The sequence below is a fragment of the Shimia sp. NS0008-38b genome, from assembly GCF_040370365.1.
GTDB lineage: Bacteria > Pseudomonadota > Alphaproteobacteria > Rhodobacterales > Rhodobacteraceae > Shimia.
The window spans coordinates 586,269-601,646 of record NZ_BAABWQ010000001.1 but is presented as its reverse complement, the minus strand read 5'-3'; the positions used below and the strand labels follow the sequence as shown (position 1 = coordinate 601,646).

General features: G+C 56.1%; 14 protein-coding genes. 2 read left to right on the top strand and 12 right to left on the bottom strand.

The window, feature by feature from the left end; all coding sequences use genetic code 11:
- The 12 genes from ABWV47_RS02900 to ABWV47_RS02845 all read right to left on the bottom strand — a co-directional run bounded on the left by ABWV47_RS02900 (position 1) and on the right by ABWV47_RS02845 (position 12,025).
- A complete protein-coding gene (locus ABWV47_RS02900; RefSeq protein WP_353308341.1) occupies positions 1-984 on the bottom strand; it encodes an LLM class flavin-dependent oxidoreductase in 984 nt (327 codons plus the stop codon).
- A 117-nt stretch (positions 985-1,101) separates the two neighbouring features.
- Positions 1,102-2,319 carry a DegT/DnrJ/EryC1/StrS family aminotransferase gene (locus tag ABWV47_RS02895; RefSeq protein WP_353308340.1) on the bottom strand — a complete coding sequence of 406 codons (1,218 nt, stop codon included), beginning with the start codon at positions 2,317-2,319 and terminating at the stop codon, positions 1,102-1,104.
- A gap of 115 nt (positions 2,320-2,434) precedes the next feature.
- Entirely contained in the window at positions 2,435-3,739 is a 1,305-nt protein-coding gene (locus ABWV47_RS02890; protein ID WP_353308339.1) for an NAD(P)/FAD-dependent oxidoreductase, read from the bottom strand.
- A 67-nt stretch (positions 3,740-3,806) separates the two neighbouring features.
- Positions 3,807-5,165, bottom strand: coding sequence for a glutamine synthetase family protein (locus ABWV47_RS02885; RefSeq protein WP_353308338.1), 1,359 nt, complete (start codon positions 5,163-5,165; stop codon positions 3,807-3,809).
- The gene (locus ABWV47_RS02880) at positions 5,162-5,845 is read right to left on the bottom strand and encodes a type 1 glutamine amidotransferase (RefSeq protein WP_353308337.1); all 684 of its coding nucleotides are present in this window, start codon (positions 5,843-5,845) and stop codon (positions 5,162-5,164) included. The genes ABWV47_RS02885 and ABWV47_RS02880 overlap by 4 nt, the downstream gene beginning before the upstream one ends.
- A gap of 58 nt (positions 5,846-5,903) precedes the next feature.
- The gene (locus tag ABWV47_RS02875; RefSeq protein WP_353308336.1) at positions 5,904-7,220 is read right to left on the bottom strand and encodes a glutamine synthetase family protein; all 1,317 of its coding nucleotides are present in this window, start codon (positions 7,218-7,220) and stop codon (positions 5,904-5,906) included.
- 191 nt (positions 7,221-7,411) lie between these two features.
- Positions 7,412-8,218: an ABC transporter permease gene (locus ABWV47_RS02870; protein WP_353308335.1), complete on the bottom strand. Its 807-nt coding sequence runs from the start codon at positions 8,216-8,218 to the stop codon at positions 7,412-7,414.
- A complete protein-coding gene (locus ABWV47_RS02865) occupies positions 8,215-9,105 on the bottom strand; it encodes an ABC transporter permease (RefSeq protein WP_353309562.1) in 891 nt (296 codons plus the stop codon). The genes ABWV47_RS02870 and ABWV47_RS02865 overlap by 4 nt, the downstream gene beginning before the upstream one ends.
- A 102-nt stretch (positions 9,106-9,207) precedes the next feature.
- Positions 9,208-9,915 (bottom strand): transporter substrate-binding domain-containing protein, encoded by a 708-nt coding sequence (locus tag ABWV47_RS02860; RefSeq protein WP_353308334.1) that lies wholly within the window; start codon positions 9,913-9,915, stop codon positions 9,208-9,210.
- A 36-nt stretch (positions 9,916-9,951) separates the two neighbouring features.
- The gene (locus ABWV47_RS02855) at positions 9,952-10,725 is read right to left on the bottom strand and encodes an ABC transporter ATP-binding protein (protein ID WP_353308333.1); all 774 of its coding nucleotides are present in this window, start codon (positions 10,723-10,725) and stop codon (positions 9,952-9,954) included.
- A 128-nt stretch (positions 10,726-10,853) separates the two neighbouring features.
- Complete coding sequence (locus ABWV47_RS02850) at positions 10,854-11,588, bottom strand: phosphate/phosphite/phosphonate ABC transporter substrate-binding protein (RefSeq protein ID WP_353308332.1); 735 nt, start codon at positions 11,586-11,588, stop codon at positions 10,854-10,856.
- A complete protein-coding gene (locus tag ABWV47_RS02845; RefSeq protein ID WP_353308331.1) occupies positions 11,585-12,025 on the bottom strand; it encodes a tellurite resistance TerB family protein in 441 nt (146 codons plus the stop codon). The genes ABWV47_RS02850 and ABWV47_RS02845 overlap by 4 nt, the downstream gene beginning before the upstream one ends.
- Before the next feature lie 174 nt (positions 12,026-12,199).
- Here ABWV47_RS02845 and ABWV47_RS02840 point away from each other — a divergent pair, with 174 nt between their 5' ends.
- Positions 12,200-13,945 carry a sensor histidine kinase gene (locus tag ABWV47_RS02840; RefSeq protein WP_353308330.1) on the top strand — a complete coding sequence of 582 codons (1,746 nt, stop codon included), beginning with the start codon at positions 12,200-12,202 and terminating at the stop codon, positions 13,943-13,945.
- A 1-nt stretch (position 13,946) separates the two neighbouring features.
- Positions 13,947-15,287 (top strand): sigma-54-dependent transcriptional regulator, encoded by a 1,341-nt coding sequence (locus ABWV47_RS02835; protein WP_353308329.1) that lies wholly within the window; start codon positions 13,947-13,949, stop codon positions 15,285-15,287.
- Positions 15,288-15,378 lie beyond the last annotated feature (91 nt).

The window sequence follows — 15,378 nt, the reverse complement described above, 5'->3', positions numbered from 1 at the left end:
TCACCCGGATTGCAGGGCCTGTGCTGCGATTTCAAAAGACCTTAGGCGGGCGCTATGAGCGTGGATCATGTTTGTAACAATGATCTCGTCGGGCTGGTAGGTCTCAATGAGTGTATTGAGCTGGGCGCGTACCATGTCTTCAGTGCCAACGGCTGTGATGCGCAGGGCATGATTGACCATGCGGGCTTCTGACGGGGTGACTAGTTGATCGAAACTGTCAACGGGGTATGGCAGTGGGCCTGGCGTGCCGCGGCGTAGATTCAGAAACCCTTGCTGCATCGACGTGCGCAGGCGATGTGCTTCTGCCTCGGTGTCTGCGGCAAACACATTAACAGCCATCATGAAATGCGGTGCATCCGTGATGCCGGGTTGAAACCTGTGGCGATACAGCGCGGCGGCCTCTTCAAGTGCATCGGGGGCAAAGTGGGAAGCAAAGGCGTATGGCAGCCCCAATTGCGCCGCCAACTGTGCACCAAAAAGGCTGGAGCCCAAGATCCAAACGGGCACATGGGTGCCGCTTCCGGGTATGGCTTTTACAGACTGTGCTGGGCCCGCATCTCCGAGAAATCCGATCAGTTCCACTACGTCTTGGGGAAATTGATCTGAACCGTTGAGCCCACGTCGCAACGCTGCTGCGGTTTGCATGTCTGTGCCCGGCGCGCGTCCAAGTCCTAAATCAACTCTGTCAGGGTAAAGCGACGCCAAAGTGCCAAACTGTTCGGCCACAATTAGAGGTGCATGATTGGGCAGCATGATGCCGCCGGAGCCAACACGGATGCTGTTTGTGGCCGCAAGGATTTGTCCGATTAGAACCGCCGTGGCCGAGGAAGCAATGCCGCGGGAGTTATGATGTTCCGCCAGCCAGAACCGCTGATAGCCCCAATCTTCGGCATATTGTGCAAGATCGATGGTGTTGTGGAGCGCGTCTGTCACGGTTGCGCCTTCCGCAATCGGAGACAGGTCCAGCAAGGCGTAGGGGATCATATTGGAGTCCATTTAGGCTGTAGAAAGCTGGATATAGGTGTGCCTGTGCAAAAACCTAGGGCCACACAAAAAGAGCGGGCGCATTGGCCCGCTTTTTTCTAAGAGTATCGATTTTGGTCAGGTGCCGTACGCGCGCAATGCGCCCATGACATCTTGGGCTGCACCAACCAGCGCGCCCGCAATCACGTCCAGCTCGTCTTTTTTCAGACGTGCGGGCAGGCGCACATCACAAGCCGACATCAACATCGCGCGGGTTTTGGGAAGCTCTTGTTTTTCAGGCACAAATTGCCAGTTCCAAAACGCACGTGCATTGTCGGTCGATTGGCCAAAGACCTGTACTTTGATGCCGCGCGCATTTGCGGCCTCTTGGAACGCGAGGATTTGATCGTTGTCCATTCCCTCGAGGTTGAACTGAATGGAGTCCGGTGCACGTTCCTCTGGATCCAGTTTTACGGGCACCTGCAGCCATGGCGAGGTGTTCAACACACTGGCCACATAGTCGTGGTTGGCGCGGCCGTCGCGCACGCGGCGTGGCACTTCGCCAAGCTGGGGGCGGATGATCGCTGCTGCGAGGTTGGACAGGCGCAGATTATAGAGTGGTAACTGGTTCTGCCAACGCCCAAAAGCTGCTGCCAGATCGCCGGTGTTGTCACCTTCGGGAGACTTATGTTTCTTCCAATTGTGCTCATAGGCGCCGGACATGATCACCGCGCGTGCAATTAGGTCAGCATCGTCAGACACCATGATCCCACCTTCGCCGGAGTTCACCAGCTTGTAGGATTGGAAAGAGAAGCAGCCGATTTTGCCAATGGTGCCGACATTACGCCCATGCCACGTGGTGCCAAGGCTGTGTGCGGCATCCTCGATCACAGGGATATCGCGCGCGTCACATAGCGCCATGATGGCGTCCATATCAGAGGTGTGGCCGCGCATGTGGCTTATGATCACCGCAGAGATATTGTCATTCAAGCGCGCTTCAAAATCCGCCATGTCGATGCGGTAGTTGTCTCCCACTTCACACAACACGGGGATCAGGTCGGCATGCACCACAGAAGAGGGCACCGCGGCGAAGGTAAAACCCGGAAGCAGCACACGCGCATCACGTGGCAAACCAAGGGCCTTCAGCGATAGGAACAAGGCCGCTGAGCAAGAAGAAACAGCCAGCGCGTACTTGCTACCCAACATGGCAGCAAACTCAGATTCCAGCAGGGCAACTGGTGCGTTTTCCGCAGCCGTGTAGCGGAACAAATCACCTGTGTTCAAAAGGCGTTCAATCTCCGCACGCGCGGATTCTGGGATTGGCTCTGCATCATAAACGTTGGGTGGCAGTGTCATAGATTTCAACTTTCTTAAGTTGGGTTTTCAAAAATATAAAACAAAGACGTGGCACAAACCAGAAAAAACACCGGCTGCGGTGTGAAAAATTCGTGACAGTTTGGCAGGTCTACTCTTAAACGCCGAGGCGGTCTCGCATGGCGTACCAGGTCATCGCCAGTGCCAAAAGGGGGCTACGCAGCCGCGCTCCGCCCGGAAATGGCGGCGCGGGAACACGTGACATGGTGTCGAAACCGTCACTTTGTGCCATCAATGCCATTGCCATCAATTGTCCAGCATGTGTGGCGGTCCCAACACCGTGGCCGCTGTACCCAGAGGCGGAGAGTACGTTGGGGCGCAAACGCTGCAGATATGGCATGCGTTTCATCGTGATCGCCAGGGTTCCCCCCCACGCATAGTCTATGCGCACGTCTTTGAGATGCGGAAAAATCTCTACCATGGGCTTACGAACGGTTGAGGCGATATCATCAGGGAACATGTAGCCGTAGCTTTCACCGCCGCCAAACAGCAGCCTTTTGTCGTGACTCAGACGAAAATAGTTGATGACAAATTTTGTGTCCGCAACGGCAACGTCTTTGGCAAGAACCTTGATAGCATCGTCGCCCAAAGGTTCAGTGGCAGCAATGAAATTGTTGATGGGCATGACCCGGCTTGCGACCTTGGGGGCGAGGTTTCCAAGGTACCCGTTGCAGGCGAGAACCAGTTGATCTGCGACGACCGTACCCTGCGTGGTGTGAACTTTGATCTTTGCGCCATCGTCGATTTTGGTCACATGGCTCGTTTCAAAGATCTGCGCGCCGGCCTCATCAGCGGCATGGGCCAATCCAAAGGCAAACGCGAGAGGATGAAGATGCCCGGCGCCCATATCCAATGACCCGCCAACGTATTTTGGCGACGGGCACACAGCTGCCATTCCAGCTTGATCCAGTGGCGTAATGTCACTGTAGCCATACCGTTCTTGTAGGTGCGTGGCATATGCATGTTCCGCAGCAACGTCTTTTTCAGAGAAACAAGCGTGCGCAATACCTGGTTTGTAATGGCATGCGATGTCGTGTTTGGTGATCAGCGTTTTTACCAGATTTTTGGCATCCTCAGACAGCGACCATAGCTTTTGGGCGTCTTGCTCTCCGACCAGCGTTTCTAACGCATCCTGTTCCAGTCGCTGACCAGACCCCAATTGTCCACCATTGCGGCCAGAGGCCCCAAAGCCGACGCGATGGGCTTCCAGAAGCACAACTTTGCGACCGGCTTCTGCAAGGTGCAATGCTGTGGAAAGTCCGGTAAACCCACCGCCAATGACACATACGTCGGCGGTTAGATCCTCTTGTAGCGTTGGGAAAGGAGGCAGTGGTTCCGCTGTCGCGGCATACCAGCTGTCCGGATATTCCCCTTTGCAATCATTGGTATAGAGCAGATCCATGAATCTCATCCCGACACTTTTTAGTCTACGAAACTTCGCTTGAGGCGTGTGGCGGACGCTTTGGCGATTATACGTTCAGCAAAAGGTGTTCACGTTCCCATGGGGAGATCACCGAAAGGAACTCTTCGTATTCAGCGCGTTTCACAATCGAATACACCCGGCAAAAATCGGGTCCCAACACATCATGCAACGCTGTGGCCTCTTCAAACAGGTCCAAAGCGCCGCCAAGAATGCGCGGGATGGCCTCTTCACCATCGTAGGCGTCGCCCTTGTATTGTTTGTCAGGACGTTCTTGTTCGATAAGCCCAAGATAGCCGCATGCAAGCGAGGCTGCGATCCCGAGGTAGGGGTTGCAGTCCATACCGGCAATTCGGTTTTCAACGCGCCGCGCTTGTGGCGAGGAAATTGGAATGCGAATACCGGTGGTGCGATTGTCCCGTGCCCATTCCAGATTGATGGGTGCGGCGTGGTCACGCACGTAGCGGCGGTAAGAATTCACATAAGGTGCAAGTACAGCGATCGCAGCAGGTAAGTGATTTTGCAGCCCAGCGATAAAGTGGAAGAATGCATCTGTTTCACCGCCTTGTGGACCGGCAAAGATGTTCTGGCCGGTTTCAATGTCGAGCACTGAATGGTGGATGTGCATCGCAGAGCCAGGTTCTTCTTCAATCGGTTTCGCCATAAAGGTCGCATAGCAGTCGTGGCGCAGTGCGGCTTCGCGGATCAAACGCTTGAAGTAAAACACTTCGTCTGCAAGCTTGATTGGATCTCCGTGCACCATATTGATTTCGAGTTGCCCGGCCCCCCCTTCTTGCGTGATGCCATCGATCTCAAATCCCTGGGCCTCGGCGAAATCGTAGATGTCGTCGATGACGGGCCCGAATTCATCAACGGCGGTCATGGAGTAGGCTTGGCGCGCGGCGGCAGGCCGACCCGAGCGGCCCATCATTGGCTTGATGCCCTGTGCCGGATCGGTGTTGCGTGCAACTAAGAAGAATTCCATCTCCGGTGCGACCACCGGTTCCCACCCCTTTTTGCGGTACAGATCGACCACGCGCTTGAGCACGTTGCGAGGGCTAAAAGGCACAGGTGTTCCGTCGGTGTTAAATGCGTCGTGGATCACCTGCAGAGTCCAGTCACCGGTCCAGGGGGCTGCGGTTGCCGTGCCCCAATCCGGACGCAAAACCATATCTTTTTCGATAAAACCATCCGCCCCTGCGGCTTCGCCCCAGTCTCCGGTAATGGTTTGATAAAAAATAGAATCTGGTAGGTAAAAATAGTCTTGCCGAGCGAACTTGCTGGCCGGGACAGCTTTGCCACGCGCAATGCCCGGTAGGTCTGAAATGATACATTCAACTTCATCCAGCCGGTGCCCTTCTAAATAGGCGCGGGCAGCGTCGGGGGTCTTGGATAGCCAGTCGGTCATCGGGGCCTCTCTTGGCGGAAGAAATCCGCAAATTGATCTGCAATTGTTTGGCTTGCTGTGGGCTCATCAAGATGGTCGATGGCCTGTTCTAGAATGTCTTCAGGGACCACACCGCGTCCGCGCGTGTTGATCAATCCGTCCACAAAATCTGCGGAAAACTCGGGGTGGGGCTGAACGGTAAACGCCCGGTCTCCATAGAGAACGGCGGCGTGTTCGCAAAAGCTATTGGATGCGATTGTGGTGGCGCCGGGTGGCAGTTCCACAACTTGATCCTGATGCCATGCGTTCAGCGAAATTTCCGTGCCGGCAAAGTCATATGTCTGGCGGCCAACCGCCCAGCCGCCGTCAAACTTTTCAACTTTGCCACCAAGGGCTTGAGCGATAATTTGGTGGCCGAAACACACACCAATAAGCGGGATGTTCAGCGTGACGGCCTCACGGATGAAATCCTCAAGCGGAGGGATCCATGAATGGTTTTCATAAGCGCCATGCTTGGAGCCAGTGATGAGCCAACCATCTGCATCTTTAATGGACTTGGGGAACTCTCCGTCCACAACCTTGTATCCAAGAAACTCAAAATCTTGCCCTGAAAGCAAAGACTTAAACATCTCGATATAGTCGCCGTAGTGCGGCGCGAGTTCTTCGGGTGCGTGGCCTGTAAGAAGGATGCCGATTTTCATGGGTCACCAAATTTGATCAAATTTATCGTAGCGTCGCAAAGGCGCAATCGCAAGCGTGTCATACACGTTCCAAATAGGTTTGCCACTGGGCCTCAGGAGCCACTTCCGCCAACTTGAGCATCTCTTGCCGCTTGGTCATAACAAGATTGGTAATCAGCTCGGCTGGCAAGCAGCGGGTGATGACGTCATCCCCTTCAAACAGGTCTATTGCCTCCGCCCAAGTCGCGGCCAGTTGCGGAAGGTCCTGACCATAGGCATTCCCGACTGTGGGTGGCGGCGGCATGAGCGCGGACTCGATGCCTTCGATCGCTGCCCCCAGAATGGCGGCGAGGATCAGGTAGGGGTTTACATCCCCGCCCGCCACGCGGTGTTCAATGCGCCGGGCCGCCTGCGCGCCGCCTGGGATGCGGATGGCGGCTGTCCGGTTTTCATACCCCCAACAGATTGTCGTAGGCGCGTGGGCACCGGGTGCAAACCGATCATAAGACGAGCCGTTGGGGGCAAAGATCAGGGAGGAGGCGCGCATGGCAGACAGGCACCCCGCCACAGCAGATTTCAACAGGTCGGACCCTTCATCGGTACCATCGTCAAAGACATTGTTGCCGTCTTTATCGACCACGGAAAAATGTACGTGCATGCCATTGCCCGCATCGTCAGCGTAAGGTTTGGCCATAAACGTTGCTGCGAAACCATGGTTGCGCGCCGTGGCGCGCAGCAAGTGTTTGATCAGCAAAGCATCATCCGCAGCTTTCATCGCGTTTTGGTGGTTCAGCGTAACCTCAAACTGTCCAATGCCACTTTCAGCTGTCATGGTCTGGAGCGGAATGCCCATAGCCGCGGCACCATCATACACATCGGTGAAAAACGCATCAAATGCGTCCAGTTCAGTGATGCTGAGAACGTCGGATGCCGCGAGGCGACGACCATCGCGGGGATGTAGGGGCGGGCAGAGGTGATCTCCGCTGTCATCCACCAAAGTGAATTCCATTTCCGTTGCGGCAACAACAGACCAGCCACGGGCTGCAAAGCGGTCCAATACAGCAGAAAGCGCCTGTGTCGGATCTCCCATGAATGCGGTGCCGTCATCATGAAACAGCTGCATGAGCACCAGGTCAGAGGGGGTTGCAAGCCACGGCATAGGCACAGACCCACGTGACGCAGGTAACAAGACGCCGTCCTGATCGCCGCTTTCAAACACCAATGGGCTGTCGTCGATATCACAGCCCCAGACATCTAGGTTGAGGGCAGAAAACGGCAAGCGCGCCCCGCCGTTTTTGAGCTTGCCAAGATGGGCAGACGGCAAACGCTTGCCGCGCAATTGACCGTTGAGATCAACCGCACCAATCCGGAATGTCGCACTATGGGCTGTTGTCATGAGAACACCAATTCATAATTTGATCAAAATATTGAGGGCGCGGATTGGATTGTCCAGAAGAAATTTTCCCATAAACGGGCATGTCGGTATTGCGTCTGTATCGCGGTGGTAATGCGACAGTGGCAAAAATCAACAAAGCCTGCGCGTTTTTCGGCGCAGGCTTTGCAAAAATAGCATAGGAGTAAGGAGGTCTATCGCAGCAGGTTTGGCCGGATCCGTAGCTTTTTCCTGACCTCTTGGGGCAAGTGTTTGTTCAATCGGGTATTCACTTTGCCAAACACCCAGATCACCACAAAGGTCAGCAGGATGAAGTAAAGCGCCAAGATGGGATAGGGCACAAATGGGTTATAGGTTTTATCCGCAAAGTAGTTTGCATAATAAAGCGCGTCGCCCTTTTGGCGCCATGCCGGGAAGCCTGAGAAGAACACAAGGGTTGTGGCATGAAACAGGAAAATGGCTTCGTTTGTGTAGGCTGGCCAAGCCAGCCGCAACATGGTTGGGAACATAATCCGGCGATATCTGTACCATCCGGTAAAACCATAAGCGTCGGCGGCCTCAACATCCCCTTTGGGAATGGAACGTAGCGCGCCGTAGAAGATTTCTGCGGAATAGGCCGATGTGTTCAGAAACAGAACGATGAGTGCACCCAACGCCGCAGACGACAATGGGTTGAAGATCGGTGAGACACCTTTGAGCGACAGGAACAAAAAGTAAGCAAAGAAGAACTGAATGAACAGTGGGCTGCCACGGAAGAGGAAGATGAACCACTCTGCCGGTTTGCGCGCCCAAAGGCTGTTGGCGTTCTTGGCAACCGCCAGAAGGTTGGCAAAGAAGAAGCCTGTGATAACCGCCAAGACGCCGTAGTACACATTCCAGATCATGCCGGAGCCAATCAGGGTAAAGTGCTCACATAAGGTAAAGTCGCTGCGGGGCAACATGCGCTCGCCATAGCCAAGCGAGCGGAAGGCGTACGCCTGAATGGTGTCAAAACAGCTCATGCGGCGCTCCCTGCTTTGCGTTGGGCTTCACCATCAAGCGTGGCTTGCCCATGCGAGAGACGTTTTGTGAGACGCGTCAGAGCGATTTCTGACGCGCGGGTGAACAGCAGGTAAAACACAAGCAAGGCGAAGAAATACCACATACGCCAGTCGCCATGCGGATAGTCGGTAAACCGAGCCGTCTTTGAGGCGCCAAGCTCACGTGCCCAAAACACAATGTCTTCGACCCCCAAAAGGAACAGCAACGGCGTGGCCTTGATCAGCACCATCCAGAGGTTGGAGAGGCCGGGCAGGGCGTAGATCCACATTTGCGGCATCAGAATGCGCCAGAAGCTTTGGCGCGGCGTCATGCCATAGGCCTCAGCCGTTTCCAGCTGTGGTCGAGGCACGGCGCTCATGGCACCAAAAAGCACATTGGCGGCAAAAGCCCCAAAGACGATGGCAAAGGTGAAAACGGCAACCCAGAAGCCGTAAATTTCATGGACCCATTGCGGGGAGGTCGACAGCGGCATTTTCGCTAAGTCGCAGACAAGGAATTCGTTTCCCTGACGGACCGGCTCGGTCCAGTCCGGGCATTTCACTTTGTGGCGCATCCATTCGATGCCCTGGTCCAAGGCAATCACAAAGAAGAGGAAGAATGCGATGTCAGGCACACCTCGGACGACCGAGATATAGGCTTTGCCAACCCAACGCAGTGCAAAGAAACGCGCTCGTGCTGCCATTGCGCCACCCAAGCCGAACGCCAGCGCCGTGGGCGCAGTTACGGCCAGAAGCAACAGAACGGTGCCAAATGACGTATAAAACGCCATATGTTTGCCGGTCGTGAGATAGCAGCTGAGCCAAGAGAGGCCTTCTAGGACTGCAGGATCTGAGCAATAGGCGAAAATGGCTGGCCTCTTAGTAGGCTGAAGGGATGTGCAACGCAGCATCCGCGCGGTTTGGAAAAGGGGGGCATCAGCCCCCCTTCAGGTTTTGCAATCAAAGGCGGCTTAGAATTTGCCTTCGATTTCCCATTTGTCGAGCATAGCGTTCAGAGAGCCGTCAGCCTTCATGGAAGCGATGGCCGCGTCAAACTTACCGCGCAGCTCGTCATCAGATTCGCGGAAGGCCATGCCGATGCCGCCGCCCAGATAGACGTCGCTGACAAATGTCAGTTCGGTTTCTTCAACGATGGGCGCCAGAAAGTCTTTGTCGGCCAGAACGGCATCTACTTCGCCAGCGTTCACAGCGGCAACAGTTTCATCCGGGGTTGGGAATTCGACCAATGTTGCGCCAGTTGTGGCGACGTGGTCGGATTGGATGGTGCCGGTTTGTGCAGCCACGATGGCTGTGTTGACGTCAATATCTGCGGACATGGCAACGTAAGCGGACGGCGATGGCAGAGTGTAGCCTTTGGTGAAGTCCATGGTCTCTTCACGCTCAGGCGTGATGGACATGCCCGCGATGATCGCGTCGTAGTTGCCGGACTGCAGGTTTGGGATGATGCTGTCCCAGTCGTTGGTGACCCACTCGCAGGTGAGTTCGGCACGGGCACAGAGCTCATCGCCCAGCTCGCGCTCAAAGCCATCAACTTCGCCAGCGTCGTTGATGAAGTTGTATGGAGGGTAGGCGCCCTCGGTGCCAAGACGCACAGTGTCCGCCATTGCAAAGCCTGCGGTCAACGCCAATGCGGCGGTGCTTAGGATCAGTTTGTTCATAGTTTTGCTCCCTATGGTTGGTTGTCTCTGTTGGTGTTAGGTGGCGGTTGATGACAAGAACTGTCTCAGCCGCTCTGATTGTGGATTGCCAAACAGCGCGTCTGGAGCGCCTTGTTCTTCGATCAGGCCTTGGTGTAAAAATATAACGTGATCAGATACATCCCGTGCCATCTTCATGTCGTGGGTGACGATCATCATGGTGCGACCCTCTTGGGCAAGCGCTTTGATCACCCGCACCACTTCCTGTTCAAGTTCAGGGTCAAGCGCGGAGGTTGGTTCATCAAACAGCAGCGCCTCAGGCTCCATGGCAAGGGCGCGCGCAATTGCGGCGCGTTGCTGCTGCCCGCCTGAAAGCTGCGCAGGGTACGCGTCGTGTTTGTCGGCAATGCCCACTTTTGCGAGGTAGGCATGCGCGGCCTCTTCGACCTCGCCTTTGTCGCGCCCAAGCACGGTAACGGGGGCTTCCATCACATTTTGAAGGATCGTCATGTGTGACCACAAGTTGAACTGCTGAAAGACCATCGACAGGTTGGTGCGGATGCGCAGGATCTGTTTGGCATCAGACGGCTGGCGGGCATGTCCGTCGCCTTTCCAGCTCACCGGCTCTCCCTTGAACAGGATGTCGCCTTGTTGGCTGTGCTCTAGAAGGTTGGCGCATCGCAGTATCGTCGACTTACCAGATCCGGACGATCCAATAAGAGAGACGACATCGCCACGGTGCGCAGTGATGTCCACGCCCTTGATGACCTCTAGGTTGGCATAGGCTTTGTGTAGGCCGCGGATTTGCAGAACAGGCGTGGCGTCGCTCACTGAGTCCCCATCAAATTTGGGTTGATCTTGGTGCCCCAATAGGACTGAAAATTTGCGCGAATGCAACTTTCAAAAGGGCAGCTGTGACGCCAAAGTTGACGTTTCGTCCGTACAAATGACCATTTGGGTCATGGTTTGGGCGGATTTGGAACTGCCTCATAAGCGCTTTGCGGCAGTGCGACCAGCCCTTGGAGCAGCAATGTGTCGCGCTCCAGAGCGGATAGAGCGTCAATGGCGGCGTGCAACGCATTTCTGATCGGGGCCGGTTTTTGGTAACGTGCCGTGATATAAGGCAAAGCAGGCGTTGGCATCGTGCGTGCGACTTCTACGAGCTTGCTCGAAAACGTATCGTAGCGCTGCATCATTTTCCAACTGACGATGTCCAAAGCAGCATAATCTGCTTTGCCCTCGGCCACCATCTGGGCGGATTTTCGGTGTGCACCGCTTTGAATTCGATCTCCGATTCGCACGTCTTGCCGCGTAAAATGATGCCATGGCGCCGCCCAGCCAGATTGCGACATAGGCTCATTATAGGCGAAGGTGGCATCGCTGAGAGCGGAAAGCCCGGCACCTTCAAAGCGTGGATGAGCGACAATCACAGAGGCATAGTATCCGGCGGGAAGGCCCTCCAGTGCCAGGTCCGGGCTGCCCACCAGGGTCACGCGGTCTTTAAGTCGGCTGCGATAAGGAAAGCCGCAGGTTTGAGCCAGCAGCAAGTTGTCGCTTTGCCACATTTCCCAAAGATCACCACCACGGCTCAGCGCGTTTGGACCATCGCCATAGGCTTCGCGAAAAAGACCCCAAAGCCGATCATTTGCGGCCGCAGTTTCAGGTCGGTCATACATTGGGAGGGTGGCAATCACCCGCGCGCTTCCACACGCTGGCGCGCGCGGGCGCTTTCGACGTCAGAAATGCCTAACAGGTTTGCTGTCAGCCGCATCAGAGCATCTTCCCGTGAGTCCCGGTCTCCATCTGCCAACACAACCTGCCACATCGCCTCGATCACCGACACGCGTGCTTCCAGAGGCACGGCCTCTTTGATGGCGCGGGTAAAGCGTACGGTATCAGGCGCCTCTGCCTCCAAGACTTCCGCTTCTTTGCGCAACGCGGTGGCCTCAAAAGGTGTGAGTCCATAACGTTCCATGACAATGCGCTCAATGCGAGCTGCTTCTTGCGGATCATATGTGCCGTCAGCGCGTGCAATTCGGACCAACAAGGCGCTCAGCGCCAAACGTGCATCGGTGTCGGACAGGCTTTCAGGGGCGGGCGCCGTCAGGCGTTTGAGGAAATCAGCAAACATGACAAAGATGTAGGACGCAGGTTGGGACGCGGCAACCTCTCTTTTTGGGCTTCGGGCATCCCGGTGTCGGGGCAGCTTGCTGCGGTGGGCACCGCGCCGCCATTTTCACGTTTCCCCACCTCTCAACTTTCACTAACTTGCAGCAGACCTGACTTAAGGACCGGATCCCAATATATGGCGCGTGCATCGCTCATTCTCTCTTTGCTGGCCACGATCTTCGTGGGGTTTGTTATCAACCGCGTTGCGCTTGATTATTTTTCTGCGGAAGAGTTGGCCAAATCAGAGGGCCAGCTGTCGCTGTATCGATCCACGGTTGTGGCGGAGCTTGAGCGTCACAGTCATTTAACCCATGTGCTGGCGCAAGACAGCTATGTGATCGACGCCATTGAAGGTGCCGGAACCGGGACGCTGAACGCCCGACTAAAAGACTTTGCAGAGAAAGCCGGGCTGGATGCCATCTACCTGATGACAGAACTGGGTGTGACGATCGCGGCGTCCAACTTTGACATGCCGCAATCGTTTGTCGGGCAAGTTTATGAGTTTCGACCTTACTTTCGTGATGCGTTGCAGGGCGGGCAGGGGAGATTTTATGCCATTGGTGCCACCACCGGATTGCCAGGATATTTCCTAGCGGATCCCGTCAAAAACAGCACTGGCGAGATTGCAGGCGTCGTCGCGCTTAAGAAGAGCTTCTATGGATTGGAAGACAGCTGGCGCCGGGCCGGAGAGCAGGTGATATTGGCCAATCGCGATGGGGTGGTTCTTTTGGCCTCTGACCCGGACTGGCGCTACCGCACCTTGGAGCCCTTGTCTGAGGCGCGCAAAGAGACTATCCGCGCGGCCCGGCAGTTTTCTGGACAGCCGCTTGATCCTTTGGATTGGGAGATGCGGCCACAAAACCGGGCCGAGATCGGTGCGGATGCGCGCCTGCATCTTGTGGCGCAAGATTTGCCGGAGGGGTGGCAATTGCACTATTTCGCCAGCGATGATCGTGCGGTGGCCCGCAGCTGGCTGGCGACGGCGGCTGTGGTGTTTCTGGCTGGATGTTTGTTGATTGTTTTCCAAGTTCAACGTGCGCGGCGGATCGGGCGCGCGTTGCGGCGTGCCGAGACCGAAGAGGCGCAGCTGAGAGAGACCAATGCGGTTTTGGCTGTTGAGATTTCAGAACGAAAATCGGCCGAACTGCGCCTTCAGGCTGCGCAAAAGGATTTGGCGCAGGTCAGTCGTTTGGCCGCCCTTGGGCAGCTGTCCGCCTCTGTGACCCATGAACTGGGTCAGCCGATTGCAGCGATGCGCAATCATCTGGCTGCCGCAGAAATCAACCCGGCGGGGGCCCGCGAACTGGGCGCACGCCTTGGCGGACTTGTGGCGCGCATGGAGGGTATCACACGGCAGTTGAAGTTTTTCGCCACCAGTGGCCACGAAGGCATTGAGGTGTTTGATCTGCAGCACGCGGTGGAGGCCGGTTTGGAGTTGATCGCACCCAACATTGAAGCCGGCGACATTGCTGTGACTTGTACATGGCCCGCGTCCCCCGTTTTGGTGCGCGGCAATCGGTTGCGGATCGAGCAGGTTGTGACCAATGTGTTGCGCAACGCCTGTGATGCCATGGAAGACGTCGTGCAGGACGCCGCGCTGGAAGTACGGGTGTTTCAAGACGGTCATTGGGCCGTGTTTGAGTTGGCCGATACGGGACATGGGTTGGCAGGAGCTGACTTGCAAGACCTGCAAGAACCCTTTGTAACTACACGGGAAAGTGGGCGCGGAATGGGGCTCGGACTTGCCATATCTGCCTCCATTGTGAAAGATCATAACGGCACGATGACGGCGGAAGATCGCGCGGGTGATGGCACGAAATTTCGAGTGTCTTTACCGGTAGCTGAGGCGACGGATTTGACGGCAGATGCGGAGAGAAAATGACATGAGTGAGAGCGCTGCGTTCAATCTGTTGATTGTGGATGACGACAAAGGCATGCGGCAGTCTTTGTTGGAATTGATGGGGGCAGCGGGTTGGCAGGCCGAGGCTGTGTCACGTGCGGACAAAGCTCTGGAGCGGCTGGCAGATGTGACGCCGGATGTGATTTTGTCGGACGTGCGCATGCCGGGCATGACGGGGTTGGAGTTGTTGGCGCGGCTTGACCGAGACATGTCTCCGCCTTTGGTGTTGATTTCTGCTCATGGCGATATTCCCATGGCGGTGGAGGCCATGCAGTCCGGGGCCTATAGCTTTGTTGAGAAGCCCTATGATCCACGCCGTTTGCTCACGATCTTGACCCATGCGGCAGAGCAAAGCCGGATGCGCGCGCGCAATGCGCAGCTCAAAGAGCGGTTGTTTCAGTTGTCCGGGCTTGATCGTGTGCTGTTGGGCCAAACACCGGCGGTAGCGGCGGTCCGTGAAGAAGTGTTGGATTTGGCGCCACTGGATGGCGCTGTGATGATCCTTGGCGAGACCGGCACGGGAAAAGAGCTGGTGGCGCGGGCATTGCATGATTTGGGGCCGCGCGCGGATCAGCCGTTTTTGGCCATCAACTGTGCGGCGCTAACGCCAGATAGCTTTGAAGCGGAGATGTTTGGTGTGGCGGGCGCGGGCGAAGGCCGGTTGCTGGCCGCTTCCGGTGGCACTTTGTTTCTAGATGAGATCAGCACCTGTCCGCTTGTGGTGCAAGCCAAACTGCTGCGGGTGATTGAGGATCAGGAGGTTTTTCCTGTTGGGGCTTCTGCGCCGGCGACGCTGGATGTGCGGGTGGTATGCGCCACCAATGAAGATGTCGAGCAAGCGGTTGTCGAGGAGAGATTGCGGCAAGACTTGTTATTCAGGCTGAACACATTTGTCATGCAACTGCCGCCGTTGCGGCACCGTAAGGATGATCTCACCTTGTTGGCAGCGCATTTTATGGCTGACTACGCACAGCTTTATGAGATTGCAGTGCCTGAGTTGGATCATGAAGACGTGGCGGCGCTTATGGCGCATGATTGGCCGGGCAATGTGCGCGAGCTGCGCAATGTCTGCGCGCGCCGCGTTATGTTGGCACGGCGTGGCGGTGGGACGTTTGCCGCGGCACTGACGCAAGATCATGGGCTGGAAGACATGCCTGACACTTTGCGCGAAGCTGTAGCCGCGTTTGAGCGTGAGTTGATCGGCAAGGCGATCAAGGCGCATGAGGGCCGGATGGACGCCGCAGCGGGGGCGTTGGGGATTGGACGGCGGACGCTTAATGAGAAGATTGTGAAACTGGGGTTGGATAAAGCCGCCTTGTTGTGAGCTGTTTGGGGCGGTTGCGCGGGTCCCTGAAGGGGCCAGTTACTACTTGCGTCCAATTAGGCCCCAAGTCAGTTCCCGAACCAAGTGTGTT